This window comes from Bradyrhizobium sp. SZCCHNRI1009 (genome assembly GCF_032487575.1).
Taxonomy (GTDB): Bacteria; Pseudomonadota; Alphaproteobacteria; order Rhizobiales; family Xanthobacteraceae; genus Bradyrhizobium.
In genome coordinates this window covers 280,147-302,297 of record NZ_JAUEUL010000001.1, presented here as the reverse complement: position 1 = coordinate 302,297, position 22,151 = coordinate 280,147, and the positions used below count along the sequence as shown (strand labels likewise).

23 protein-coding genes and 1 pseudogene are annotated in these 22,151 nt (G+C 66.6%); 9 read left to right on the top strand and 15 right to left on the bottom strand.

The window, feature by feature from the left end; all coding sequences use genetic code 11:
- Nucleotides 1–78 precede the first annotated feature (78 nt).
- Both QX010_RS01420 and QX010_RS01415 read right to left on the bottom strand, forming a co-directional pair.
- Nucleotides 79–438, bottom strand: a complete 360-nt coding sequence (locus QX010_RS01420) for a twin-arginine translocation signal domain-containing protein (protein ID WP_316177150.1) — start codon at nucleotides 436–438, stop codon at nucleotides 79–81.
- A gap of 128 nt (nucleotides 439–566) precedes the next feature.
- A pseudogene (locus tag QX010_RS01415) lies at nucleotides 567–880 on the bottom strand (hypothetical protein).
- Nucleotides 881–1,107: 227 nt separating this feature from the next.
- Between QX010_RS01415 and QX010_RS01410 the strand changes: the two are divergent.
- Nucleotides 1,108–2,382 carry an STAS-like domain-containing protein gene (locus QX010_RS01410; protein ID WP_316177149.1) on the top strand — a complete coding sequence of 425 codons (1,275 nt, stop codon included), beginning with the start codon at nucleotides 1,108–1,110 and terminating at the stop codon, nucleotides 2,380–2,382.
- An 18-nt stretch (nucleotides 2,383–2,400) separates the two neighbouring features.
- Here QX010_RS01410 and QX010_RS01405 read toward each other — a convergent pair whose 3' ends face one another.
- The 3 genes from QX010_RS01405 to QX010_RS01395 form a co-directional block, all read right to left on the bottom strand.
- A complete protein-coding gene (locus tag QX010_RS01405; RefSeq protein ID WP_410051913.1) occupies nucleotides 2,401–3,105 on the bottom strand; it encodes an alpha/beta hydrolase in 705 nt (234 codons plus the stop codon).
- A gap of 176 nt (nucleotides 3,106–3,281) precedes the next feature.
- Nucleotides 3,282–3,740 (bottom strand): hypothetical protein, encoded by a 459-nt coding sequence (locus QX010_RS01400; protein WP_316177147.1) that lies wholly within the window; start codon nucleotides 3,738–3,740, stop codon nucleotides 3,282–3,284.
- A 384-nt stretch (nucleotides 3,741–4,124) separates the two neighbouring features.
- Nucleotides 4,125–5,657, bottom strand: coding sequence for an acyl-CoA carboxylase subunit beta (locus tag QX010_RS01395; protein WP_315800948.1), 1,533 nt, complete (start codon nucleotides 5,655–5,657; stop codon nucleotides 4,125–4,127).
- A 125-nt stretch (nucleotides 5,658–5,782) separates the two neighbouring features.
- On the opposite strand from QX010_RS01395, the gene QX010_RS01390 reads away from it, so the two are divergent.
- From QX010_RS01390 to QX010_RS01380, 3 genes are all read left to right on the top strand, one after another.
- Entirely contained in the window at nucleotides 5,783–6,217 is a 435-nt protein-coding gene (locus tag QX010_RS01390) for a DUF4260 domain-containing protein (protein ID WP_316177145.1), read from the top strand.
- Between the two features lie 307 nt (nucleotides 6,218–6,524).
- Complete coding sequence (locus QX010_RS01385; RefSeq protein WP_316177144.1) at nucleotides 6,525–7,493, top strand: dienelactone hydrolase family protein; 969 nt, start codon at nucleotides 6,525–6,527, stop codon at nucleotides 7,491–7,493.
- Between the two features lie 100 nt (nucleotides 7,494–7,593).
- Entirely contained in the window at nucleotides 7,594–8,079 is a 486-nt protein-coding gene (locus tag QX010_RS01380; protein ID WP_316177142.1) for a hypothetical protein, read from the top strand.
- Nucleotides 8,080–8,243: 164 nt separating this feature from the next.
- Here the strand turns inward: QX010_RS01380 and blaOXA are convergent, their stop codons facing one another.
- From blaOXA to QX010_RS01360, 4 genes are all read right to left on the bottom strand, one after another.
- The gene (blaOXA, locus tag QX010_RS01375; protein WP_316177140.1) at nucleotides 8,244–9,062 is read right to left on the bottom strand and encodes an OXA-1091 family oxacillin-hydrolyzing class D beta-lactamase; all 819 of its coding nucleotides are present in this window, start codon (nucleotides 9,060–9,062) and stop codon (nucleotides 8,244–8,246) included.
- Between the two features lie 82 nt (nucleotides 9,063–9,144).
- Nucleotides 9,145–9,426 (bottom strand): EscU/YscU/HrcU family type III secretion system export apparatus switch protein, encoded by a 282-nt coding sequence (locus tag QX010_RS01370; RefSeq protein ID WP_315714536.1) that lies wholly within the window; start codon nucleotides 9,424–9,426, stop codon nucleotides 9,145–9,147.
- Nucleotides 9,423–11,072, bottom strand: coding sequence for a flagellar hook-length control protein FliK (locus QX010_RS01365; RefSeq protein WP_316177138.1), 1,650 nt, complete (start codon nucleotides 11,070–11,072; stop codon nucleotides 9,423–9,425). Before QX010_RS01365 ends, QX010_RS01370 begins: the two co-directional genes overlap by 4 nt.
- A gap of 61 nt (nucleotides 11,073–11,133) precedes the next feature.
- Nucleotides 11,134–11,916, bottom strand: a complete 783-nt coding sequence (locus tag QX010_RS01360; protein ID WP_316177137.1) for an ATP12 family chaperone protein — start codon at nucleotides 11,914–11,916, stop codon at nucleotides 11,134–11,136.
- Nucleotides 11,917–12,005: 89 nt separating this feature from the next.
- On the opposite strand from QX010_RS01360, the gene QX010_RS01355 reads away from it, so the two are divergent.
- Both QX010_RS01355 and QX010_RS01350 read left to right on the top strand, forming a co-directional pair.
- Nucleotides 12,006–12,446 (top strand): hypothetical protein, encoded by a 441-nt coding sequence (locus QX010_RS01355; RefSeq protein ID WP_316177135.1) that lies wholly within the window; start codon nucleotides 12,006–12,008, stop codon nucleotides 12,444–12,446.
- Between the two features lie 58 nt (nucleotides 12,447–12,504).
- Nucleotides 12,505–12,678 (top strand): RNA polymerase sigma factor region1.1 domain-containing protein, encoded by a 174-nt coding sequence (locus tag QX010_RS01350; RefSeq protein WP_316177133.1) that lies wholly within the window; start codon nucleotides 12,505–12,507, stop codon nucleotides 12,676–12,678.
- A 9-nt stretch (nucleotides 12,679–12,687) separates the two neighbouring features.
- On the opposite strand, the gene QX010_RS01345 is transcribed toward QX010_RS01350, so the two are convergent.
- Nucleotides 12,688–14,070, bottom strand: coding sequence for an RluA family pseudouridine synthase (locus tag QX010_RS01345; RefSeq protein WP_316177131.1), 1,383 nt, complete (start codon nucleotides 14,068–14,070; stop codon nucleotides 12,688–12,690).
- 106 nt (nucleotides 14,071–14,176) lie between these two features.
- Here QX010_RS01345 and QX010_RS01340 point away from each other — a divergent pair, with 106 nt between their 5' ends.
- Nucleotides 14,177–15,124 (top strand): alpha/beta hydrolase, encoded by a 948-nt coding sequence (locus QX010_RS01340; protein ID WP_315800956.1) that lies wholly within the window; start codon nucleotides 14,177–14,179, stop codon nucleotides 15,122–15,124.
- 156 nt (nucleotides 15,125–15,280) lie between these two features.
- Here QX010_RS01340 and QX010_RS01335 read toward each other — a convergent pair whose 3' ends face one another.
- From QX010_RS01335 to QX010_RS01325, 3 genes are read right to left on the bottom strand one after another with little or no spacing between them, the layout of a single operon-like run.
- Entirely contained in the window at nucleotides 15,281–16,615 is a 1,335-nt protein-coding gene (locus QX010_RS01335) for a replication-associated recombination protein A (RefSeq protein WP_316177129.1), read from the bottom strand.
- Nucleotides 16,612–18,006 (bottom strand): DegQ family serine endoprotease, encoded by a 1,395-nt coding sequence (locus QX010_RS01330; RefSeq protein WP_315800958.1) that lies wholly within the window; start codon nucleotides 18,004–18,006, stop codon nucleotides 16,612–16,614. Before QX010_RS01330 ends, QX010_RS01335 begins: the two co-directional genes overlap by 4 nt.
- A 60-nt stretch (nucleotides 18,007–18,066) precedes the next feature.
- Nucleotides 18,067–18,444, bottom strand: a complete 378-nt coding sequence (locus QX010_RS01325) for a helix-turn-helix domain-containing protein (RefSeq protein ID WP_315800959.1) — start codon at nucleotides 18,442–18,444, stop codon at nucleotides 18,067–18,069.
- 117 nt (nucleotides 18,445–18,561) lie between these two features.
- Here QX010_RS01325 and QX010_RS01320 point away from each other — a divergent pair, with 117 nt between their 5' ends.
- The gene (locus QX010_RS01320; RefSeq protein WP_316177127.1) at nucleotides 18,562–19,578 is read left to right on the top strand and encodes a zinc-binding alcohol dehydrogenase family protein; all 1,017 of its coding nucleotides are present in this window, start codon (nucleotides 18,562–18,564) and stop codon (nucleotides 19,576–19,578) included.
- A gap of 239 nt (nucleotides 19,579–19,817) precedes the next feature.
- Here QX010_RS01320 and QX010_RS01315 read toward each other — a convergent pair whose 3' ends face one another.
- Nucleotides 19,818–20,213 carry a hypothetical protein gene (locus QX010_RS01315; protein ID WP_316177125.1) on the bottom strand — a complete coding sequence of 132 codons (396 nt, stop codon included), beginning with the start codon at nucleotides 20,211–20,213 and terminating at the stop codon, nucleotides 19,818–19,820.
- A gap of 211 nt (nucleotides 20,214–20,424) precedes the next feature.
- Here QX010_RS01315 and chrA point away from each other — a divergent pair, with 211 nt between their 5' ends.
- Nucleotides 20,425–21,654, top strand: a complete 1,230-nt coding sequence (chrA, locus tag QX010_RS01310) for a chromate efflux transporter (protein WP_316177123.1) — start codon at nucleotides 20,425–20,427, stop codon at nucleotides 21,652–21,654.
- 78 nt (nucleotides 21,655–21,732) lie between these two features.
- On the opposite strand, the gene QX010_RS01305 is transcribed toward chrA, so the two are convergent.
- The gene (locus tag QX010_RS01305) at nucleotides 21,733–22,029 is read right to left on the bottom strand and encodes a hypothetical protein (protein ID WP_316177121.1); all 297 of its coding nucleotides are present in this window, start codon (nucleotides 22,027–22,029) and stop codon (nucleotides 21,733–21,735) included.
- Between the last annotated feature and the right edge of the window lie 122 nt (nucleotides 22,030–22,151).

Genomic DNA, 22,151 nt, shown 5'->3' with positions numbered 1-22,151 from the left:
GGCAGGGATCGCGCCGATCCCTGCCGTGCCGCAATCACGAGTCCGAAACGGCGCCTGGCCGCAGCGCGGCCGGGCCGATCACCAGGAGTGGCGCCGATGCCAATGGCGGCGCCAGTGCCGATGATGGTGACGCCAGCCCCAATGGCGGCGCCGCCAACCCCAATGCCGCCGGCGCCAGCCCCAGTGATGGCCGTGGCCGTGATGTCCGTGATGATGACCGTGGTGTCCCCAGTGCACCTGCTCCGGCGCGAGCCGATCGGCCTCGTCCTGCGAGCCGACCGCGCGATCGACGTGCTGATCCCTGGCTGAAGGCGCGGCTTCGTTCAGCGGCGACGGCGAGAGCGGCGCGGCGACCGCATCGCTGGTGCGAAGCACGGCGCCGGCCGCCGCTGCACAGCCGAGCCCCAATGCCAGCTTGAGGAAATTCCGTCGTTCCATCGCACGCCTCCATGATCCACGAGCCAGAGCATGACGGAGTATTCGGCCGATCACCTGAACGTGAGCTGAACCGGATCGCAGTACGGTGATGGAAGCGCCACGCCTTCGTCGTCGAAGGCAACGCAAGCTCAGCCGTCGACCGTCTGCGCCAGCACGAAGCTCTCGCGCGTCCGGGTCACGTCGGGCCAGTCGCGATTGAAATCGGCGGTCAGGCGTTTCATCTCGCGCCGCCGATCGCACGCTCCACCGCGGCGATGGCATCGAACTGATACATCGCCTGATGCACCCTGGGATCAGCGAGACTCCACACCCGCCACGCCTTGCGCACGCCGAAGCTCCTGATCGCGTCGGGCAGATGAACGTCGCGATACCAGCGATCGAACGCATCGCGCCGGGCGGGATCAGGCACGGTCGCGCGCACGACGAAGATGGCTGACGGCACTACTCGCAAACCGCCGTCCCCCCGGCAGCCTGATGAACCGCCTATTTGGGCCATCGAATCATTAACGGCCGCATGACCGGAATGTACTGCCCCGCTCGGTACAACCATACGACTTAGATAAGGGGCGGACCAGAGGCGCATGACACATTGCCAGCACCGATTGAATCACTTCGACTTAAAATCCCCGGTCGAATATAGTGCAACTGCTCAGAATCATGAGGTTCGGCATGCCGCCAAATTCCAAATCCGTCGACCGCTCCTTTGAGCTGACCACGTTAGGCCCGCGTGTAGAATTCAAGGGGCACTACGATATAACGCAATTTCGACGGGCTGTTGGAGCAATTCGTGAGCTCACGCTAGATCGGGGCTACATGGATCTGATATTAGATTTTTCTAACTGCACATTTACGCACGCACCTCCAATGCTCGCGCTCGCCACAGCCACGGAGTACTATCGCGAAAACAAAATTGACTTCGAACTAATTCTTCCAGACGACGAAAATCTCAATCGCCTGTTTCGAAACTCGAACTGGGCGCATCTTATTGAGCCTGAAAACCATCCTCACTCTGAATTCTCAAGCCCAGTACATTTGCCCGCCGTCCGATACCGCACCTCGGATGAACAGCACCGCATTGTAGATGACATCTTAAACAAGATTCTAGCTAGCATAACGGACTTCAACCGCTCGCACTTTAAGGCAATCGAATGGTCGATAAATGAGATAACGGACAACGTATTAGTTCATTCAGAATCACCTAAGGGTGGACTAATTCAGCTCACAGCAATGAAAAACGCAAAGAAAGTCGAATTTGTAGTTTGCGATTGCGGCATCGGAATCCCCCAGTCACTTAAGTCCTCTGGGCTAAAAATCGGCTCCGACGTTGACGCACTGGCAAAAGCAATCGAACAGGGAGTTACCCGAGATAAATCCATTGGACAGGGGAACGGTCTGTATGGCAGCTACCAAATTGCTGTCAAGAGTGGCGCAAACTTCAGTCTACACTCCGGAAACGCAACACTCTACTACGCGCCCAAGACGGGAATGCACACGCGCAAAGAAACAGCCTTTTTTCCCGGATCGGTGGTTGTCTGCGCAATCGACTACACTCAACCCCTTCTTCTTGAAGAAGCACTGAACATCAAGTCGAAGGGCTATGTACCAGTTGACATGATTGAATTGAAGTACGAGTCGACGGAAGATGGCAACATTGCTTTTATTCTGAGAGATGAAAGTGTCTCATTTGGCTCGAGACCTGCCGGCACGCCCGTACGAAAGAAGTTGAAGAACTTGATCAGTTTCCTTGAGGGAAAAAGGGTGGTTGTTGATTTTTCTGATATTCACCTTGTCTCAAGCAGCTTCGCCGACGAGGTATTTGGAAAACTCTTTGTGGATCTGGGTCCAGTGGAATTTTCTACTAAGGTCGAGCTCAGAAATATCGACCCGACGGTCAAACTATTGATAGAGAAAGCCATAATTCAACGAATGGCCGCCACTAGATGAATTCTGTGCACTGACCGCTCAGCGAAACCCCGCGGCCAGGCCGACCACCTGCCCGTCGAGCCCGTTGAAGCCGTGATGGCCGCGCGCCTGACAGGGATCCCCCTCTTCCGCGCCGCCCGACAGCCACTTCGCGCGCGCCCGGCCGCCGGACCATCTGATGAACGGGTCGACGCCTGCCGGCAGCGTGAACTTGCAGGCGTCGCTGGTGTGATGGATGACCAGCGTCCGCGGCAAGGCGGAGGGCGAGCCGAGGATCGACATCACGTTCGAGGAGCTCCCCGACTCCGGACTGAGGAAGCCCGAGGTCAGCACCAACGCATCCGGCCGGGCACCGCGCGCGATGCCTTCCGCGGCGCGCAACGTGCCGCGGCTGGTGCCGATCACCGTCACCGGCCGCTTGATCGTGGCCATGTAGTCCACCGCGGCCTTCAGATCGGTACTGGTGTCCGCGACCATCACGGCGAGCCCGCGTGCGGCATAAGCGTTGCGCGTGCGCACCAGCTGGTTGCCGAGCAGGCCGTGAATGTCGCCGCGCTCGCCGACATGGATGGCGCCGTCACCGCCGGGCAGCAGGATCACGCTGGCGCGCACCGAGGCCGGCCTGATCAGCGCGACGCGGGAGCCGCCGATCGTCACGGTCTCATCGGCGAAGGCTGCTCCGGCTGCGACAGCCGACATCGCAACTGCCAGCCAGATCCGTATCCAATTCGCCGGTCTGATCATCGGAGCCTCCCCGCGCGGACTCGCGCTGCCGCGGGAGACTATCAGAAATCAACGAGGCCCGGAGTGCCTAGGAGTCCGGGCCTCGTCACCTCGCGACCTCGCGCGAGCGAAGCCGGTCGGTATTTGACAATGTCTAGCGTCCGATCACGCCGATCGCATTGAGCTGGCTCAAGCCGTCAGTAGCAGCGCGTGATCGTGACGGTGTGATCGCCACCCCGGCGTCCCGGCACCGTCACGGTCTGCATCGGACAGCTCGATACGTAGGGGCGATCGGATGGCACGACGTTCGGTGGAAAGCGGTGGGCCCAGTCCCACGGGACGTCGTAGGTATAGGTGTAACGCACGTCGGCCGAGGTCCGCTCCGGGATCTGCTGCGGCACGGGCTCGTCATAACCGCCATAGGCGAATGCGCCGGCGGCCGGCAGATAGGCGCGAGCGCCGCGATAATGGTGATGACGCAGGCCGGGCCTGATCCCAGGCGCCGGCCGGACGACCTGGCTCGGTCCAACGGGACCGGCAGCCACCGCGGCGCCAGACCGGGCCGATGCGGCCTCGGTCGAGAAGATCAGCGCAGCGGCCGCCGCGCAGACGACGAAAACGCCTGAATTCCGAAATGCCGATGTTCTGTCAGCCATGATACGCGACCCTACTCTTCCGACCCACCCGACAAGGCTAGGCCAGCGGCCCAGTTCCCGCAAACCCATCGTTAAAGGTTAGTTAAGCGACAGGCTTAACGCCAGGGCCCGACCCGGCTCCGGATTGCCGCAATTCCCGCAATGCGACCAGCAACCCAGAGCCGGGCACGAGGCCCCCGGATTGCTTCGTCGCTGCGCTCCTCGCAATGACGATGGGTGCGGCGGGCTCTCATCCCCCGGCCGACGCAGCAGGACGGCGACGGCGCCCGGCGCGCGCGCCGCGTTCTCCGTCATTGCGAGCGAAGCGAAGCAATCCAGGGCCACGCGGCAGCTCGCAATGATTTTGTCGCCGCCGCCCGCGAGGACGACGGCTCGAGCCGATGCCTACAGCGGCAGATTGTCGTGCTTCTTCGCCGGCATCTCCATCTTCTTGTCGCGGAGCATCGCGAGCGCACGCGCGATGCGGCGGCGGGTGGAGTGCGGCATGATGACGTCGTCGATATAGCCGCGCTCGGCGGCGATGAACGGCGACAGGAAGCGGTCCTCGTACTCCTTGGTGCGCGCGGCGATCTTGTCCGGGTCCGCCATGTCGGCGCGGAAGATGATCTCGACCGCGCCCTTGGCGCCCATGACCGCGATCTGCGCCGTCGGCCAGGCGTAGTTCATGTCGGCGCCGATCTCCTTCGACGCCATCACGTCGAAGGCGCCGCCATAGGCCTTGCGGGTGATGACCGTGACCAGCGGAACGGTGCACTGCGAGTACGCGAACAAGAGCTTCGCGCCGTGCTTGATCAGGCCGCCATATTCCTGTGCTGTGCCCGGCAGGAAGCCGGGCACGTCGACGAAGGTGACGATCGGGATGTTGAAGGCGTCGCAGAAGCGCACGAAGCGCGCGGCCTTGCGCGACGCGTCGGAGTCGAGCACGCCCGCCAGCACCATCGGCTGGTTGGCGACGAAGCCGACGGTGCGCCCCGCAATGCGGCCGAAGCCGGTGACGATGTTCTTGGCGAAGGCGTCCGCGATCTCGAAGAAGTCGCCCTCGTCGACGACCTTCAGGATCAGCTCCTTCATGTCATAGGGCTTGTTCGGATTGTCCGGGATCAGGGTATCGAGCGACATGTCGACGCGCTCGATGTCGTCGAAGCTCGGCCATTCCGGCACGCCGTCGCTGTTGTTGCTCGGCAGGAAGTCGATCAGCCGGCGCATCTGCAGCAGCGTCTCGACGTCGTTGTCGAAGGCGCCGTCGGCAATCGAGGAGCGCGTCGCGTGCACCGAGGCGCCGCCGAGCTCCTCCGCGGTGACGACCTCGTTGGTGACGGTCTTCACGACGTCGGGGCCGGTGACGAACATGTAGCTGGTGTTCTTCACCATGAAGATGAAGTCGGTCATGGCCGGCGAATAGACGTCGCCGCCGGCGCAGGGACCCATGATGACGGAGATCTGCGGGATCACGCCCGAGGCCAGCACATTGCGGCGGAACACGTAGGAATAGCCCGCGAGCGCCGCGACGCCCTCCTGGATGCGGGCGCCGCCGGCGTCATAGAGGCCGATGATGGGGCTACGCGCCTTCATCGCCATGTCCTGCAGCTTGGTGATCTTCAGCGCGTGGGTCTCGGACAGCGAGCCGCCGAACACGGTGAAATCCTTGGCGAAGACGAAGGTCTTGCGGCCGTTGACGGTGCCCCAGCCGGTGACGACGCCGTCGCCGGGGACCTTGGTCTTCTCCATTCCGAACTCGGTCGAGCGGTGCTCGACGAACATGTCGAACTCCTCGAACGAGCCCTTGTCGAGCAGCAGCTCGATGCGCTCCCGGGCGGTCAGCTTGCCGCGCGCATGCTGCGCCTCGATGCGCTTCTCGCCGCCGCCGAGCTTGGCGCCTTTGCGCCGTTCCTCGAGGGTGTCCAGAATGTCCTTCATGCGCTTCCCGCCCGTTCCCGATGTCGTGACTGTTGGCGGCCTTCTAACACGGCTATTTCGAAGCCGGAAAGCCGCTTTCGGCAGTGCCGCCCCTCCTCCCACAGCTCGGAATTGGAAGCAGAATCATGGATATGGCCGCGCAACCGGACCTGGTCACTGAGCCCTTGGGCACATCGCGTGGCGCCGTCCAGGGCGGCCTGCGCCTGCTGCTGCGGCTCGAAGGGTTGGTGCTGGCGGCCGCGGCGATCGCCTTCTACGCCCACCAAAGCGGCTCGTGGTGGCTGTTCGCGGCCCTGTTCCTGGCGCCCGACGTCAGCTTCGCCGCCTATCTCGGCGGCCCGCGGATCGGCGCCGTGGCCTACAATGCCGTCCACAGCACGCTGGCACCCGCCGCCCTGCTCGCGATCGGGCTGGCGGCCGGACAGCCACTGGTGGTCGAGATCGCCACGATCTGGCTGGCCCATGTCGGCGTCGACCGGCTCGCCGGCTACGGGCTGAAATATGCCGACGGCTTCGGCTTCACCCATCTCGGCCGGATCGGCGGAGTTCGTCGACCCTGACACCGCGGTCCGAGATGCCGGAGTCTCAAAGAGGCGCGCCGCCCCTTGTTTCGCGGCGCACCAGGCTCGGTGTTGTCCACCGCTGTCAGCCAGCGCGCCGCGCACGGCTGTTTGACAGCTCCGCGATCGCTCGTTCTACTTGGTTGCAAAGCCGCGCCACAAGCGGCGAGCCAGGAGGACGGTCATGGAGCGACTCATTGTTGCTGCCTCATCGATGCTTGCCGTGGGCGCTCGTGTCGCCCTCTCGCATCGACCGCGCCGCGCCGTTGGAGGGTCCCGTTGCCGACAGGCGGCGGTGGCCGTGACGATGCTGCTGACAGCCTTGGCCGGTGACTTCGGCAGCAGCGCCAGCGCCCAGGGCTTCACCAAGGATATGCCCGCCCGGGTCGAGATGTATCCGATCCCGTCGCTGACCTTATCCGATCGGCAGTTCCTCTCCGGCGACGACGGCGGCAAGCCGGTGACCGTCGTCGGCGAAATGCGCGTCGCGCAGGGCAGCGGCAGGCTGCCGGTGGTGGTGCTGATGCACGGCTCCGGCGGCGTCGGCGCCAACATCGCGGCGTGGAGCCGCACCTTCAATGCGATGGGGATCTCGACCTTCGCGATCGACGGCTTCACCGGGCGCGGCATCACCGCGACCAGCACCAACCAGGCCCAGCTCGGCCGGCTGAACCTGATCATGGACATCTACCGTGCGCTGGACGTGCTGGCGAAGCATCCGCGCGTCGATCCCGAGCGCATCGTGCTGATGGGCTTTTCACGCGGCGGTCAGGCGGCGCTGTATGCGAGCCTCGAGCGCTTCCACAGGCGCTGGAACAATTCCGGGCTGCAGTTCGCCGCCTATATCCCGTTCTATCCCGACTGCTCGACGACCTATCTCGGCGACACCGACGTCGTGGCGCGGCCGATCCGGATCTTTCACGGCGGGCCGGACGACTACAATCCGGTGCGGACCTGCAAGGCCTATGTCGAGCGGCTGAAGGCCGCGGGCCGCGACGTCGCGCTGACGGAATACGCGGACTCGCCGCACGGCTTCGATCTCGGCCTGCTCGGCGCCAACATGCTCGCCGTCGCGCCGAAGGCGCAGACCGTGCGCAACTGCCGCATCAAGGAGAGCGACGGCGGGATGCTGATCAATGCCGACACGCAGCAGCCCTTCACCTATCAGGACGCCTGCGTCGAGTTCGATCCGCATGTCGGCGGCAATCCGGCCACGGCCGAGGCGGCGCGCCAGGCGGTGACGGATTTCCTGCGCGCGCTGTTCAAGCTGTCGTGAGCAAAAATAGAACGATTTGGATCAATTTTTGAGGTGACAGATCGAACGTATCGGGTCTTGCTGCGTTGTCGCTCGCTTTTCGACGATGAAACGGAGCCCGATGATGCGCGCCTCTCGCCTTGCGATCCCCACTTTGCTGACCGCCCTCGCCTTGGGCGGCACGGCCCATGCGGCGCCTGCCGCGCCGTTCCGGGGGCTGCAGGGCTCCTGGACCGGCGGCGGCGTGATCAGCCTGTCCGACGGCAACCAGGAGCGGCTGCGCTGCCGCGCGGCCTATGACGTCGGCGGCGCCGGCGAGCAGCTCCGGCTCAACATCCGCTGCGCCAGCGACAGCTACAACATCGACCTCTCCAGCGACGTCGCCTATCGCGGCGGCGAGATCTCGGGGCAATGGAGCGAGTCGAGCCACAACGCGTCCGGCACGATCGAGGGCCGCGCCGTCGGCAACCGCATCGAGGCCCAGGCGCGCGGGCAGACGTTTTCCGCCGGGCTGTCGCTGACGACGCAGGGACGCCGGCAGACCGTGTCGATCCGCCCGGCCGGCACGGACATCAGGGGCGTCGACCTGGAGCTGGCGCGGCGGTGACGTACGCTAGGTCGCCACGCTATCGTTGCTTCGCGTAGCAACACGCCGCTCTATCCACGTCATTGCGAGCGCAGCGAAGCAATCCAGAGTCTCACACACCACACTGGATTGCGTCGCTGCGCTCGCAATGACGGTGGCGAGAGCATGCGCGCCTCACGATACGCTCACAACGCGCCGATCTCCTTCAGGCACGCTTGGGTCAACGTCATGCGGGCTTCGACGTGGCGCGGCTCCGGGCAGTCCATGTTGAGCGCGAACACGGTCGGCTGATCCCCCTTGTCGACCCAGCCGACCATCCAGCCGAGTGAGCCCTGCTCCTTGCCGAGCAATCCCGACTTGAAGTGAATGACGGCGTCGCCGACCTTGGTCGTCGGAATGATGTCGCGCGTCAGATCCTGGCTGCGCTTCGACACCGTCAGCGCGCCACGGCGCAGGCGATCGATGAAATCGACCTGCTCCACCGGATCGATGCGAAGCGCGCCGGTGAGCCAGAACTGGTCGATGCCGCCGCCGATGTCGTGATTGCCGTAGTCGAGCTCCTCGAGATATTTTTGCATCCGCTCGGGACCGATGCGGCGCGCGATCTCCTGATAGACCGGCACGGCGGAGACCGCGATCGCGCTGCGCAAGGTGTGATCCTTGTTCCAGGCCTCGATCGATCTCGTGACGCCATCCCATTTGAACACGTCCTTGTCGGGATCCTCGACGACGCCGGTCTCCAGCGCGATCAGGGAGTTCGCGATCTTGAAGGTCGAGGCCGGCAGCTTCGCCTCGCCGGAGCGATCGGCATCGCTGGCGATGATGAGATATTCCTCGACCTTGTACGCCAGGAACGTGCCCTTGGTGTTCTCGTCGGCGAAGCGCTTGGCGAGATCGCCGCGGATCTCGTTGCGCGGCGGTGCGACATGCGCAAATGCGCGCGCGGGCAACAGGCTGGCGCCGGTCATCAGGGCGAGCGCGTGGCGGCGGCTCATCATGGGCATCGCAAATCTCCGTCGTCGTTCGCCCTCCCTACCACAGGGCGGTGACGACCGACGCATGACGGAGATCACAAATGCGGCGCGCTCAGCGCATCGGCCGCGACAGGTTGAGCACGAACACCAGCACCTCGGCGACGGCCTTGTAGAGCTCCTCCGGGATCTCGTCGCCGAGCTCGACATTGGAGAGCGCGCCGGCCAGCACCTCGTTCTCCTCGATCGGGATGTCGTGCGCCTTCGCGACCTCGATGATCTTGGCGCCGATCGTGCCCTTGCCCTTGGCGACGACGCGCGGCGCGCCCTGGCCCTTGTCGTAGTGCAAGGCGACGGCGAGCTGGGTCTTGTTGGCGGCCTTCACCTCGATGCTCATAGCGCGCGATCCAGGAAATGGCCGGCCCTGGGCGGCATCACGGCCGGCGGCGCGCCGTCCTGCACCACGAGATCGCCCGGCGAGAGCTCGGCACGGCTGAGGGCCTGGCTGAGGTCGGCAAGGCCGGCGCGCAGCCGCGCGGCGGTGACCGGACGCTCGGCCCACATCCGCACGGAGGTGCGCTCGGCGCTGAATGAGATCATCGCATGCACCGGGCCGGCCGGCTCGACGTCGAGCGAGAAGCGCGCCCGCCAGACGCGCTTGGCCGCGTCCGGCGATTGCGTGCCGCCGTCGCGCGCGATCTCGAACTGCGCCATGGCCGTGCCCTGCGGGGTGGCGAAGGGAATCTCGAAGTTCCAGCGCGGCGGCGCCGGGTCGGTGCGCGCGGTCGAGGCGTCCGGGCGATCCGGCAGCGAGGCGACCTGCAGCAGGGTCTGGCGCGACAGCGCCTGGTCGGTCTCGTCGAGCAGCCGGTGCGCGATCGCCGACAGCGGCGTGTCGGGACCGAGCGTCGGCATCGCCACGGCCTGCGGCATCGGTGCAGCCCCGCGGAACGGCGGCGGCGGGGTGTTGGTGCGCACGACCATATCGGCGCGGCCGTTGGCGTTGCGTCCGGGAACGAGGCCCGCGGCGCGCGGAATCTGCTGCTGCGCTTCCTGCAGCACGGCCAGCACCGTGCCGGGCGTGAGCGACTGCGCCTTGGCGCCCGTCAGGGCCTCGATCAGCGCCGAGCCGGTGAAGCCGGCAGACGCGGCGTCGGGCCGCCCCATTCCCGTGGCCCAGGGCTGGGGCGGCAGCTCGATCTCGATGTCGGGCACCAGCGAGGGAGCGCCGCTCTGTTGCTGCGCGGCGGCGGCGCGGCCGGCCTCCGACAGCACCGAGGCATAGGAGCCACCGGGCGACGGCTGCGCCGATGCCGCCATACCGGGATCGGCGGTCTGCAGCACCGTCGCCAGCGTCTGGCGCAGCACGATCAGCGCCGCCTTCAGGTCGGGCGTGCCGGTGCCGGTAGTGCCATTGGCGAGCGAGGATTCCAGGAACAGGCCGGATTGCTGCACGGCGGTCTGCACATCCTCCGCAGTCAGCGCCGGCGAGAGCGGGGTCTGCTGCGCCAGCACCTGGGCCACGGCGGCTCGCAAGGCCGGTGGAAGGTTCGGCGAGTCGGCGACGGCCTGGAGATCGGCGAACAATTGGCCCTGGCTGCCCTGGCGGGTCGCCGCCTCCTCGCTGGCGATCGACAATGCGAGCCGCTCCAGCCCGGTCAGCGGATCCGGCGGTGGCGGCAGCGCCGGTGCCAGCCGGCCGGTGACGTCGACGACGGTGGCGGCCGGCGTCGGGGTGCCGGTGGTGCCAGTGGCAGCGCTGCCGCCCTGCCCGACGATGGCGAGCTGCAGCCCTTGCGCGGTCTGCGACACCGCGACCTGCACGGTCTGGCCGGCCTGCAGCGGCAGCTCGCTCGCGAGCTCCATCGACAGGTTTCCGATCGCGACCTGGACCAGGTTCTCGGCGAGCACCTGCTGCACCCTGGCGCTGACCAGTGCGCCGGCCTGCAGCGTGGTCGCTGCCGCCACCGTGGTTCCGGCCGGCGAGCTGCCGACGCCGCGGACGGCGCTCACGGAAGGCGACGGGGTGACACTCTGGACCATGCGCGTACTCGGGTTACGCGCACAGCCTAGCGGGTGCCCCTAAACCCGGCGTTAACCGGCCTCAGAGCGCGGCGTCGACTGCCCGGAGGATGCGGACGGCGGCTTGGTAGTCGATCTGCTTGGCGGCGCGGCGGCTCATCGCCTCCTCGTCGGCCCCCCATTGCGCGACGTTCCAGTCCTCGTCGACATGGGCTGCCGCCCAGACCTGATCGGCGTCGCGCACCCCATGCACCAGCGCCAGCGCCAGCAGCGCCGAGCCGGTCAGTGTGGTGACGACATGCGCGGCCGCCACCGTCCACGGGCCGGTCGGCAGCGCAGCGCGCGCGGCCTGGACCGCAGCCTCCGGCTGGGCCACATGCATGATGCCTTCGGACAGGATGAAATGCGCGCCCAGGCCGTCGCGCGCCCAGTCCAGCACCGGGTCCCAATGCTCGGCCTCGCGCGCGACCAGCCCCTCGGGATGACCGGCCCGGTAGAACAGCAGGTCGGACTGGAGATATTTGGCAATGTCCTCGCGCACCGCGTCGGTGCGGTCGACCACCGACTGCACGACGCTGTTGGCGAACCGCGTCAGCGGCATCGTGGCGGGATCGATGTTCTCACCCTGGGCCTGCCACTCGGCGGCGACGGCCTCCGCCAGCTCCCCGGCGGGAACGATGACGACGCGCCCCGACGGCGTGCGGATCGGCCGGCCATCGAGGGTGACGTTGAAGCCGCCCTCGGCCGCGGCGGTCCCGGCCTCCTTATAGAAGCGCTTGCGCAGCGGCGTCCGCATCGCCTGGCGCGCCGATTCCTGCGGATCGAGCGGCGACCGGCCGACGACCTCGTCAAACAGTTCACGCATCAGAATTCCAGCCCTCTCGCGGGATGATCACACGGGATCCGTTGTTTTCGCGGTAGATAAGCCCTGTCCGCCCGAAATGCGAGCTGCCGATGCGTCCGCTGCTCTCCGCCCTCGTCCTGCTCGGCAGCGCCGTTGAGGCCGCCGCCGGCTTCCGCTCGCCGGAATCGCTGGTGCGCAACGTCTATGCGCATTACGGCCGGGGCGCGCCGGAGCTCTCCGCCGGGCTGCCGCGGACGGCCGAGACCGCGCGGCAGTTCTTCGATCCGAGCCTCGCCGGGGCCTGGGCGGCGCCGCGGCGTGAGCCCTACGATTTCCTGGTGCAGAGCCCACGCTGGAAGCTCGGCCCGGTCGCGATCTCGATCTTGCGCAAGCAGTTCGACAAGACCTATGTCGCCGCCAGCTTCGACAACCAGGGCCACCGCGTGACGATGAACTTCATCGTGGTCAAGGGGCCGGACGGCTGGGTCATCCTCGACGTCGAAACGCCGCACGATTCGCTGCGGTTATTCCTGGAGCAGTTCCGGAAGTGAGCCGCGGCGGGATCGACTCTCCTCGCCTTAGATAGAGGCCCACCTCAGGAGGATAACCATGACTGTGGCCGAGATCATTCGTCGCGCGATCGCGCTGAGTGAGCCGGACGGCGAGATCACGTTCGACGAGCTGAACGACCTTTTCGGTCCGGAACGCCCGCCCGAGGACGTCGAAGACGTGTTCTTGGCGCTTCATGACGCGGGCATTCAGCTCGTTGAGCAGAGGAGCTGAATCTGCCGCTCACTCCTCCGGCGCGTTCTCGATCGGGTCGAAGCGGTCGTGCTCGAGGCCGAGCAGGTTCCAGGACTGCAGCATGTGCGGCGGCAGCGGCGCGGTGGCGTCGATCACGCCGCCGCGCGGATGCGGGATGACGATGCGGCGCGCCAGCAGATGCAACCTGTTCTGCAGGCCGCCGGGCAGCGCCCAGTTCTCGATGTTGAAATATTTGGGATCGCCGACGATGGGATGGCCGATATGGGCCATGTGCGCACGCAGCTGATGGGTGCGCCCCGTCACCGGCTTCAAGGACACCCAGGCGAGCTTGCTGGCGGAGGCCTCGACCACGGCGTAATAGGTCACGGCGTGGCTGGCGCCCTCGTCGCCATGGGCGGCGACGCGCATGATGGTGTCGTCCTCGCTCTCCTCCTTGGCAAGATAGGTGGAGATGCGGCCCTGCTTGGGCTTGGGCACGCCCGCCACCAGCGCCCAGTAGATCTTGCGCGCCGAGCGGCTGCGGAAGGCGCCGGTCAGATGCGTGGCAGCGAAGCGGGTCTTGGCGATCAGCAGGCAGCCGGAGGTCTCGCGGTCGATGCGGTGCACGAGCCGCGGCTTCTGGCCCTTGGCGTCGCGCATCACCTCCAGCATCTGGTCGATGTGGCGGGTCATGCCGGAGCCGCCCTGCACCGCGAGCCCGGCCGGCTTGTTGAGGACGAGCACGTCGTCGTCCTCGTACAAGGTCATTGCCTTGAGGCTCTCCAGCGTCTTGCGCTCGCCCTCGGTGAGGCCGGCGCGCTCCTTCGGCGCGTCCAGCTTGAGCGGCGGAATACGCACGCTCTGGCCTTCTTCAAGGCGATCCTTGGAGTCGGCGCGCTTGCCGTCGACGCGCAGCTCGCCTTTGCGGACGATGCGCTGGATGTGCGAGAACGACAGGCCGGGAAAGCGCGCCTCGAGGAAGCGGTCGACGCGCATGTTGTTCTCGTCGGCCGTGACCACCACGGTCTGCACCTTCGTCGGCAGCAGCGGCGTCTCCGGCTCGACCTTCTTCGGCGGCAGCGCCGCAGGCCTGCGCTCGGCACGCTCCGAGCTGAACCGCGCGGGCTTGCCGGCACCGGCGCGCTTGGCCGGCGGCCGCTCGCGCGGGGCGAAGCTGTCGCGGCGATCCTCTCCCTCGGCGCGCGGCGCACGGCTGCGCTCGGCCTTGCCGCGCCCGAAATCGCCGCGCGGTGCCGCCTCGCGGTCACCGGCAAAACGGTCGCGCCGCGGCCGCTCGGCATCGGGACGCTTCGCAGACTCACGCTTGGCCGCGGCGCCTGCGCTGCGGGCGGCCTCGGCCTTCGGCCGCTCGCTGCGGCGATCGGTCGGGCGATCGGATCGGGTCTGGGTTCGCTTGATACGGCGGCTCATGGCAGGTTGCGTATCGCAAAAGCCCCTGCCAGTCACGGCGAAATCGCGATAAATCCGCTTGTGAGTCGGCCGCTTGGGCCATCGATACTGATCGGAGCGAATTCGAATGACGCTCACGCGACTGGGCCTGGCGATCCTGGCAGCCACGCTGGCGACGACCGCCACGCAGGCGCAGCAGAGCCCCATGCCCGACGACATCGCCTGGAAGCTGATCGAGATCGGCCGAGTCATCGCCCCGCCGAAGACCGCCGCGATCTACGCGCCGCTGCAGGCCAAGGAACCCTACACCGGCGTCAAGGTGCAGCGCGATGTGAGATACGGCACGGCCGAACGCAATCTGCTCGACGTCTTCACGCCGGATGCCGCGGCCGCGCCCCGGCCCGTGCTGATCTTCGTGCATGGCGGCGCCTTCATCGGCGGCAACAAGCGCACCACGCCGGACGGCCCGTTCTACGACAACATCATGCTGTGGGCGGTGAAGAGCGGCTTCGTCGGCGTCAACATCACCTACCGCCTGGCGCCGAAATTCTCCTGGCCTGCCGGCGTCGAGGATGTCGCCAGCGCGGTGCAATGGGTGGCCGCCCACGCCGCCGAGAACGGCGGCGATCCCGCGCGCATCTATCTGATGGGCCATTCGGCCGGCGCGGTGCACGTCGCGACCTATGTGGCGCATCCCGAATTCCACAAGGTCGCCGGCGGCGGCCTTGCGGGCGCGATCATGGCCTCGGGCGTCTACGACCTCACCGCGACGCCGCTTGGCGACCAGGAGATGGCCTATTTCGGCACCGATCCCTCGCGCTTCAAGGAGCGCTCGTCGCTGCAGGGGCTGCAAGCCTCGCCCTTGCCGCTGATGATCGTCTCCGCCGAGCTCGACCCGCCGCGCTTCGTCGAGCAGTTCGATCTGCTCAAGCAGGCCGCCTGCAAGCGACCGTCCGGCTGCGCCCGCGCGGTGATGCTGCCGCAGCACAGCCACATGTCGGAGGTGTATGCGATCAACACCGAGGACGACCGGCTGACGCGGGAGATTGCGGAGTTCGTCAAGACGGGGAAGTAGTAGCACGCTCCCTCCACCGTCATTACCCGCAGCGAAACAATCCAGGGCGTCGCGAGGACTCGGGATTGCTTCGCTGCGCTCGCAATGACGTGGAGAGAGCATGACGCAACATAAGCAGCGCGACACGCGGTGACAGAACGAGCGGCGTCGGGGCTCCTACCCACCCCGCTCCTTCCGCAGCTTGGCCCAATATTCCAGCCGCTTCCTGATCTCGCGCTCGAAGCCGCGCTCGGGGGGATCGTAGAACTGCTGGCGGCCGAGGGCGTCGGGGAAGTAGTCCTGGCCCGAAAACGCGTCCGGCGCATCGTGGTCGTACTGATAGCCCGCGCCGTAGCCTTCGCCCTGCATCAGCTTGGTCGGCGCGTTCAGAATGTGCTTCGGCGGCAGCAGCGAGCCGCCCTCCTTCGCCACGCGCTTGGCAGCGCCGAACGCTTTGTAGGCGGCGTTCGATTTTGGCGCGGTCGCGACGTAGATCACGGCCTGCGCGATCGCGAGCTCGCCCTCGGGAGAGCCCAGGAAATCATAGGCGTCCTTGGCGGAGTTGGCGATCACCAGCGCCTGGGGATCGGCGAGGCCGATGTCCTCCACCGCCATCCGAACGATGCGGCGCGCGAGGAACAGCGGATCCTCGCCGGCGTCGAGCATGCGGGCGAAGTAGTACAGCGCCGCATCCGGATCGGAGCCGCGCACCGATTTGTGCAGGGCCGAGATCAGGTTGTAGTGGCCGTCGGCCGATTTGTCGTAGATCGGCGCACGGCGCTGCAGGATGTCCTGCAACTGCACCGCGTTGAAGATCTCGTCCTTGCGCGCCGAGCGCCAGACTTCCTCGGCGAGCGTCAGCGCAGCGCGGCCGTCGCCGTCGGCCATGCGGATCAGCACGGCGCGCGCCTCGTCGTCGAGCGGCAGCTTGCGGCCCTCGACCGCCTCGGCGTTGCCGTAGAGCTTCTCGATCGCGGCGGCGTCGAGCGAGTGGAACACCAGCACGCGCGAACGCGACAGCAGAGCGGCGTTGAGCTCGAACGACGGATTCTCGGTGGTGGCGCCGACCAGCACGACGGTGCCGTCCTCCATCACCGGCAGGAAAGAGTCCTGCTGCGCGCGGTTGAAGCGATGCACCTCGTCGACGAACAGCAGCGTGCCCTGCCCGGTCTCGCGTCGCGCGCGTGCCGCGTCGAAGACTTTCTTCAGGTCGGCGACGCCGGAGAACACCGCCGAGATCTGCTCGAAATGCAGCTCGGTGGCGTCCGCCAGCAGCCGCGCCACCGTCGTCTTGCCGGTGCCGGGCGGGCCCCAGAAGATCAGCGAGCCCAGCGTGCGCGTCTCCAGCATGCGGGTCAGCGCGCCGTCAGGGCCGAGGATGTGATCCTGTCCCACCACATCCGACAGCTTGTGCGGACGCAGCCGCTCGGGCAGCGGCCGCGGCGCATCCTGCTCCATCCCCGCCGCGGCGAAGAGGCTCGGGCCTCCCTGCTGGGGACGCTTCGGGCTCATCCGCCGAGCGTGACGTTGATCTGCTGGCCGCCGCGCAGCACGGTGATGCGCCAGATGCGCGCGGCCTCGCGCGACGCCTTGTCGAGGTCGGCGGTCTTGGCGATCTTCTGGTTATTCACGGCCATGATCACGTCGCCCTTCTGGAAGCCGACATTGGCCGCGGTGGTGCCGTCGCCCGGCTCGAGCACGACCACGCCCTCGGTGTCGGCATCGAGATGCAGCTCATCGGCGACCGCCGGAGAGATGTTGGCGACCTTGGCGCCCTGGAACGGCGAGCGGCCGTTGATCACCATCTCGTTGCGTCCGGTGTCCGGCGCGGTCTCCAGCGCGACCGCGACCTTCACCGGCTTGCCGCCGCGCTGCAGCTCGATCTGCGCCGTGCCGCCGAGCGGCCGGGTCGCGAAGCGATAGTCGAACGCGTTCGGGTCATCGACGGTCTGGCCGTCGATCGACACGATCAGGTCCGACGACTTGATGCCCGCCTTTGCCGCCGGGCTGTTCGCGACCACGGAAGCGACCAGCGCGCCGGTCGGCGAGCGCAGGCCGAGGCTCTCGGCGATCTCGGGCGTCACCGCCTGCAGCCGCGCGCCGAGCCACGGGCGCTTCACCGCCTTGCCGCCGCTCTTCGCCGAAGCCACGACCACGCGCACCATGTTGGCAGGGATCGCGAAGCCGATGCCCTGCGAGCCGCCGGACTTGGAATAGATCGCGGTGTTGATGCCGACGAGACGTCCGGTCATGTCGACCAGCGCGCCGCCGGAATTGCCGGGATTGATCGCGGCATCGGTCTGGATGAAGAACTGATAGTCGGTGATCCCGACCTGCGTGCGCGCCAGCGCCGACACGATGCCGTGGGTCACGGTCTGGCCGACGCCGAAGGGATTGCCGATCGCTAGCACGACATCGCCGACCAGGAGATCATCGGAGTTGGCGAGGTCGAGCGTCGGAAACTGCTCCTTGGTGCCCTTCAGCTTGAGCACGGCCAGATCAGTGCGGCTGTCCTTCAGCACGATCTCGGCTTCGAACTCGCGCTTGTCGGCGAGCGAGACCTTCACCTCGTCGGCGCCCTCGATCACGTGCACGTTGGTGACGACGAGACCGGACGCATCGATCATCACGCCCGAGCCGAGCGAGCGCTGCATCTGCTCCTGCGGCCCGCCCTGCAGGCCGAAGAAGCGGCGGAAGATCGGATCGTCGAGAAAGGGATTGCGGTTCTGCACCACCTTGGCGGCATAGACGTTGACGACCGCCGGCTGCACGCGCTGCACGATCGGCGCATAGGACAGCCGCAGCTCGGCCGCGGACTGCGGCACGCGCCGGTCCTGCGCCGCGAGCGGAGTGGCTGCCAGCAGAGACAGCAGCAGGACCAGTGTGGAGCGAATCAACGTCATGCGAACAATCCTGGGAAAATGACGGCTTGGATATAGGCGGAACGGCCGCCGCGGCCAAGCTCAGGCGGCCTGATGCGGCGTTTTGATGGTCTCTGCAACGGGGCCGCAGGACAGCCGTTCCTGGTGCCGCTCGCCCCAGCTCCTGAGGACCTCGATCACCGGCCGCAGGCTCTCGCCGACCTCGGACAGGGTATAGTCCACCCGCGGCGGCACCTCGGCATAGACCTTGCGAACCACCAGCCCGTCGTCCTCGAGCGCCCGCAGCTGCTTGGTCAGCATGCGCTGGGTGATGCCGGGCATCAGCCGGCGCAGCTCGCCGAAGCGCCGGCTGCCGCCCTGCAGGTGGTAGAGGATCACGCCCTTCCACTTGCCGTCGATCAGATCGAGCGTGGCTTCGACCGCGCAGCCCGGACGGCGGGTGAAATTCTTCCGTTTCATCGCGTTTTGGCCCAATAGTATCCAAACGGGGACTAGTTCCCCATTTTTACAGTACTTGCTGAAATGACGCCAGAAGGACAAACAGATCCTATCGCCAAGCCAACCAGGAGGTTGTTCATGAAGGCCGTCGGATACCAGCAGTCGCTCCCCATCACCGAGGACCGCGCGCTGTTCGACTTCGAGACCGCCAAACCCGAGCCGAAGGGACGCGACATCCGCGTCGCAGTGAAGGCGGTGTCGGTCAATCCGGTCGACACCAAGGTGCGCAAGCGCGCCGCACCGCCCACCGGCGAAACCAAGATCCTGGGCTATGACGCCGCTGGCGTGGTCGAGGCTGTCGGCCCGGACGTGAGCCTGTTCAAGCCCGGTGACGAGGTGTTCTACGCCGGCTCGATCCTGCGCCAGGGCACCAATGCCGAATTCCATCTGGTCGACGAGCGCATCGTCGGTCGCAAGCCGAAGAGCCTGTCGTTCGCCGAGGCCGCCGCCCTGCCCCTGACCTCGATCACCGCGTGGGAGCTGCTGTTCGACCGGCTCGGCGCCGTCCCCGGCAAGAGCCTCGATGACCGCACCTTGCTGATCACGGGCGCCGCCGGCGGCGTCGGCTCGATCCTGATCCAGCTGTCGCGCCGCCTCACCGGCCTGACCGTGCTCGCCACCGCCACCCGGCCCGAGTCGCGCGACTGGTGCCTGAAGCTCGGCGCCCATGCCGTGATCGATCATGGCAAGCCGATGAAGGCGCAGATCGACGCGCTGAAGCTGCCGCCGGTCAGCATCATCGCGAGCCTCACCCACACCGACCAGCACTACAAGGCGATCGCCGACTTCATGGCGCCGCAGGGCAAGTTCGGCCTGATCGACGATCCCGCCGAGTTCTCACTCGCAGCCTTCAAGGGCAAGGCGATCTCGATCCACTGGGAATCGATGTTCACGCGCTCCTCGTTCACGACGCCCGACATCATCGCGCAGCACAACCTGCTCAACGATGTCTCTGATCTCATCGACAAGGGCGTGATCCGCACCACCCTCGGCGACAACTACGGCACCATCAACGCCGCCAACCTCAAGCGCGCCCATGCGCTGATCGAGAGCAACACATCGCGCGGCAAGATCGTGCTGGAGGGGTGGGGTTAAGTAATAGCGCTCATAGGGTGGGCAAGAGGCGCAGCTCAGGTCTCTCCACGTTCGAGGTCGCGGTGGCGCCGTGCCCACCATCTCGCCGGTGCGCTCGCTGACGGACGGTGGGCACGCTGCCGCCTGACGGCGGCCGCTTTGCCCACCCTACGGCACCGCTCCCCCTCAACTAACAAGCCTCATAGGTCCCAAAGCGCGATGGCCATCTTCTCCCCGCGGCGGCAACGGCGTCCGGTCGCTCATTGCCGCGCTGGTCCCCAAGCGTAGGCCTCATCGGGAGTGCTGAACGCCCTGATCACCGGCTCGGAAAAGCCGAGCGCCTCGTAGCAGTACTCACTGCCGACGAAACTGAAATGCCGGGGTCGACGGCCGACCGGATCGATCGCCTCATAGGCATTCAACAAGGCCGATTGCTCGGCCTCCTTGATATAGACGCCGCCGTCGTACACGACGGTGTCGGCGCCATGCGCCGACACCGCGTAAGCGACCTCTTCGAACCCGGCATAGATCTGGCACGCGATCTCGATGCCGTAGGCGCGCAAACCGGGCGGCGATGCCACGACGATCAGGTGGAGCACGCCGCGCCAGAGACCTTGATCGAAGACCGCAGGCGGTCGTTCGATGCCGTCGATCATCGAGGGGTAAGGACGCCATTTGATGGAAGGGTCCGGAAACAAGAAACCTCCAGGCAGATCTTGATCATGGATCATAGCGCGGCATGTAGGGGCTGCATATTCGCCCTGCATTCGATAATTCGGAGGGCCGCGAGGCCATGATGGGCGAGGACTGGCCGGCCGGGCCGATCTTCTTTAACGAAGCGCGACATTCGCATCTGGAACGGCGTCCGTGAGCAGCCTCGAGCAAGAGACCCATTCGTCCGCCGATCGCGGCCCGCGCAGCGGATCGCCGCTCGAGGTCCTCAGCATCTTCCTCAAGCTCGGCCTCACCTGCTTCGGCGGGCCGATTGCCCATATCGGCTATTTCCGCGACGAGTTCGTCGTCAGGCGAAAATGGATCGACGAGCATGCCTATGCCGATCTGGTCGGGCTGTGCCAGTTCCTGCCCGGTCCCGCCAGCAGCCAGGTCGGCTTCTCCATCGGGCTGATGCGCGCCGGCTATCTCGGTGCGCTCGCGGCCTGGACCGGCTTCACTTTGCCGTCGGCCGCCGTGCTCATCCTGTTCGCCTATGGTGCGGGCCGATTGAGTGGACCGATCGGCAGCGGCCTGCTGCACGGGCTGAAGCTGACCGCAGTCGCCATCGTCGCACAGGCGGTCTGGGGCATGGCGCGCACGCTCTGTCCCGATCGCACGCGCGCCTCGATCGCGGTCGCCGCAACGTTGATCATTCTGCTCAGTTCGGCCTCGGCCGCGCAGATCGGGGCCATCGTGCTCGGCGGACTCGCCGGCCTCTGGCTGTGCCGCGGCGAGGCGGCGCCGTCGGGACACGTCGCGATCCCGGTGTCGCGGAGCGTGGGGTTCATGGCGCTCGTGCTGTTCGTCGTCCTGTTGGCGGGACTTCCGCTGCTGCGCGGCGCAACGGGATCGACGCCGCTTGCCTTGTTCGACGCGTTCTATCGCTCCGGCGCGCTGGTGTTCGGCGGTGGACATGTCGTGCTGCCGCTGCTGCGCGAAGCCTTCGTCGGACCTGGCTGGCTGAGCGACGACGCCTTTCTCGCCGGCTACGGTGCGGCGCAGGCCGTCCCGGGCCCGCTCTTCACCTTCGCCGCCTATCTCGGCACCGTGGTCGCTCCGGAGCCGCATGGGATCATCGGGGCCGCGCTCGGTCTCCTCGGAATCTTCCTTCCGGGCATGCTGGTCCTGCTCGCCGCGCTGCCGTTTTGGGACTCGTTCCGCAAGCGCGCCGGCGCCCAGGCCACGATGCGGGGTGTCAACGCCGCGGTCGTCGGCGTGCTGGGAGCGGCTCTGTACAACCCGGTCTGGACAACCACCGTCCATAACGCGGCAGATTTTGGCATCGCGCTGGTCGGTTTCGTCCTCTTGGTCGCCTGGCGCGCGCCGCCGCTCGTCGTGGTGACGTTCAGCGCGATTGCCGGCGTCGCGGCCGCGCTGGTGTAAGCGGCGGCGCCGCCGCATCACATGGTTGGCAAAGCGCCGCCGCGGCGGCGCTTTGCCCCAGCGAGCTGCCGTGCGCGGCTAGTTGTGCTTCTTCCAGAAGATGCGCGCGCCCTGCACGGATTGCGCGACGTTGATGCGGGCACGCTCGAACGGCGTCACCACGCCGTCGGCCTTGGCCTTGTTTTCCAGCTTCTGCACGTGGATCTGGCCGCGGACGAGCTGCTGGGCCTCCGGATAGGTCAGCCGCCCGCTCGCGATGCCGTTGTAGATGCGATGTGACTGGTTGTGCTGACGCGCATCGATCAGCGGCGTGCCCGCAAGGCTTGCGCCGGACGTCAGCGCGAGCAGCAACGCACCGGCCATGATGGACTTCATTTCACTCTCCTGTGGTTGTCGTCCACTGGCGTGAAGACGTCATTGTCCGCACTCGTCCAGCGAACGGCCGCCAGGATGCGCGCGATCGGCCGCGTCGACCGTGCCCGGGCTCACACGCGGCC

Excerpts from the sequence above, each read along its gene's own strand:
- QX010_RS01420 (WP_316177150.1), bottom strand. The coding sequence starts at position 438 with ATGGAACGACGGAATTTCCTCAAGCTGGCATTGGGGCTCGGCTGTGCA.
- QX010_RS01410 (WP_316177149.1), top strand. The coding sequence starts at position 1,108 with ATGCCGCCAAATTCCAAATCCGTCGACCGCTCCTTTGAGCTGACCACG.
- QX010_RS01405 (WP_410051913.1), bottom strand. The coding sequence starts at position 3,105 with ATGATCAGACCGGCGAATTGGATACGGATCTGGCTGGCAGTTGCGATG.
- QX010_RS01400 (WP_316177147.1), bottom strand. The coding sequence starts at position 3,740 with ATGGCTGACAGAACATCGGCATTTCGGAATTCAGGCGTTTTCGTCGTC.
- QX010_RS01395 (WP_315800948.1), bottom strand. The coding sequence starts at position 5,657 with ATGAAGGACATTCTGGACACCCTCGAGGAACGGCGCAAAGGCGCCAAG.
- QX010_RS01390 (WP_316177145.1), top strand. The coding sequence starts at position 5,783 with ATGGATATGGCCGCGCAACCGGACCTGGTCACTGAGCCCTTGGGCACA.
- QX010_RS01385 (WP_316177144.1), top strand. The coding sequence starts at position 6,525 with ATGCTGCTGACAGCCTTGGCCGGTGACTTCGGCAGCAGCGCCAGCGCC.
- QX010_RS01380 (WP_316177142.1), top strand. The coding sequence starts at position 7,594 with ATGATGCGCGCCTCTCGCCTTGCGATCCCCACTTTGCTGACCGCCCTC.
- blaOXA (WP_316177140.1), bottom strand. The coding sequence starts at position 9,062 with ATGCCCATGATGAGCCGCCGCCACGCGCTCGCCCTGATGACCGGCGCC.
- QX010_RS01370 (WP_315714536.1), bottom strand. The coding sequence starts at position 9,426 with ATGAGCATCGAGGTGAAGGCCGCCAACAAGACCCAGCTCGCCGTCGCC.
- QX010_RS01365 (WP_316177138.1), bottom strand. The coding sequence starts at position 11,072 with ATGGTCCAGAGTGTCACCCCGTCGCCTTCCGTGAGCGCCGTCCGCGGC.
- QX010_RS01360 (WP_316177137.1), bottom strand. The coding sequence starts at position 11,916 with ATGCGTGAACTGTTTGACGAGGTCGTCGGCCGGTCGCCGCTCGATCCG.
- QX010_RS01355 (WP_316177135.1), top strand. The coding sequence starts at position 12,006 with ATGCGTCCGCTGCTCTCCGCCCTCGTCCTGCTCGGCAGCGCCGTTGAG.
- QX010_RS01350 (WP_316177133.1), top strand. The coding sequence starts at position 12,505 with ATGACTGTGGCCGAGATCATTCGTCGCGCGATCGCGCTGAGTGAGCCG.
- QX010_RS01345 (WP_316177131.1), bottom strand. The coding sequence starts at position 14,070 with ATGAGCCGCCGTATCAAGCGAACCCAGACCCGATCCGATCGCCCGACC.
- QX010_RS01340 (WP_315800956.1), top strand. The coding sequence starts at position 14,177 with ATGACGCTCACGCGACTGGGCCTGGCGATCCTGGCAGCCACGCTGGCG.
- QX010_RS01335 (WP_316177129.1), bottom strand. The coding sequence starts at position 16,615 with ATGAGCCCGAAGCGTCCCCAGCAGGGAGGCCCGAGCCTCTTCGCCGCG.
- QX010_RS01330 (WP_315800958.1), bottom strand. The coding sequence starts at position 18,006 with ATGACGTTGATTCGCTCCACACTGGTCCTGCTGCTGTCTCTGCTGGCA.
- QX010_RS01325 (WP_315800959.1), bottom strand. The coding sequence starts at position 18,444 with ATGAAACGGAAGAATTTCACCCGCCGTCCGGGCTGCGCGGTCGAAGCC.
- QX010_RS01320 (WP_316177127.1), top strand. The coding sequence starts at position 18,562 with ATGAAGGCCGTCGGATACCAGCAGTCGCTCCCCATCACCGAGGACCGC.
- QX010_RS01315 (WP_316177125.1), bottom strand. The coding sequence starts at position 20,213 with ATGATCGACGGCATCGAACGACCGCCTGCGGTCTTCGATCAAGGTCTC.
- QX010_RS01305 (WP_316177121.1), bottom strand. The coding sequence starts at position 22,029 with ATGAAGTCCATCATGGCCGGTGCGTTGCTGCTCGCGCTGACGTCCGGC.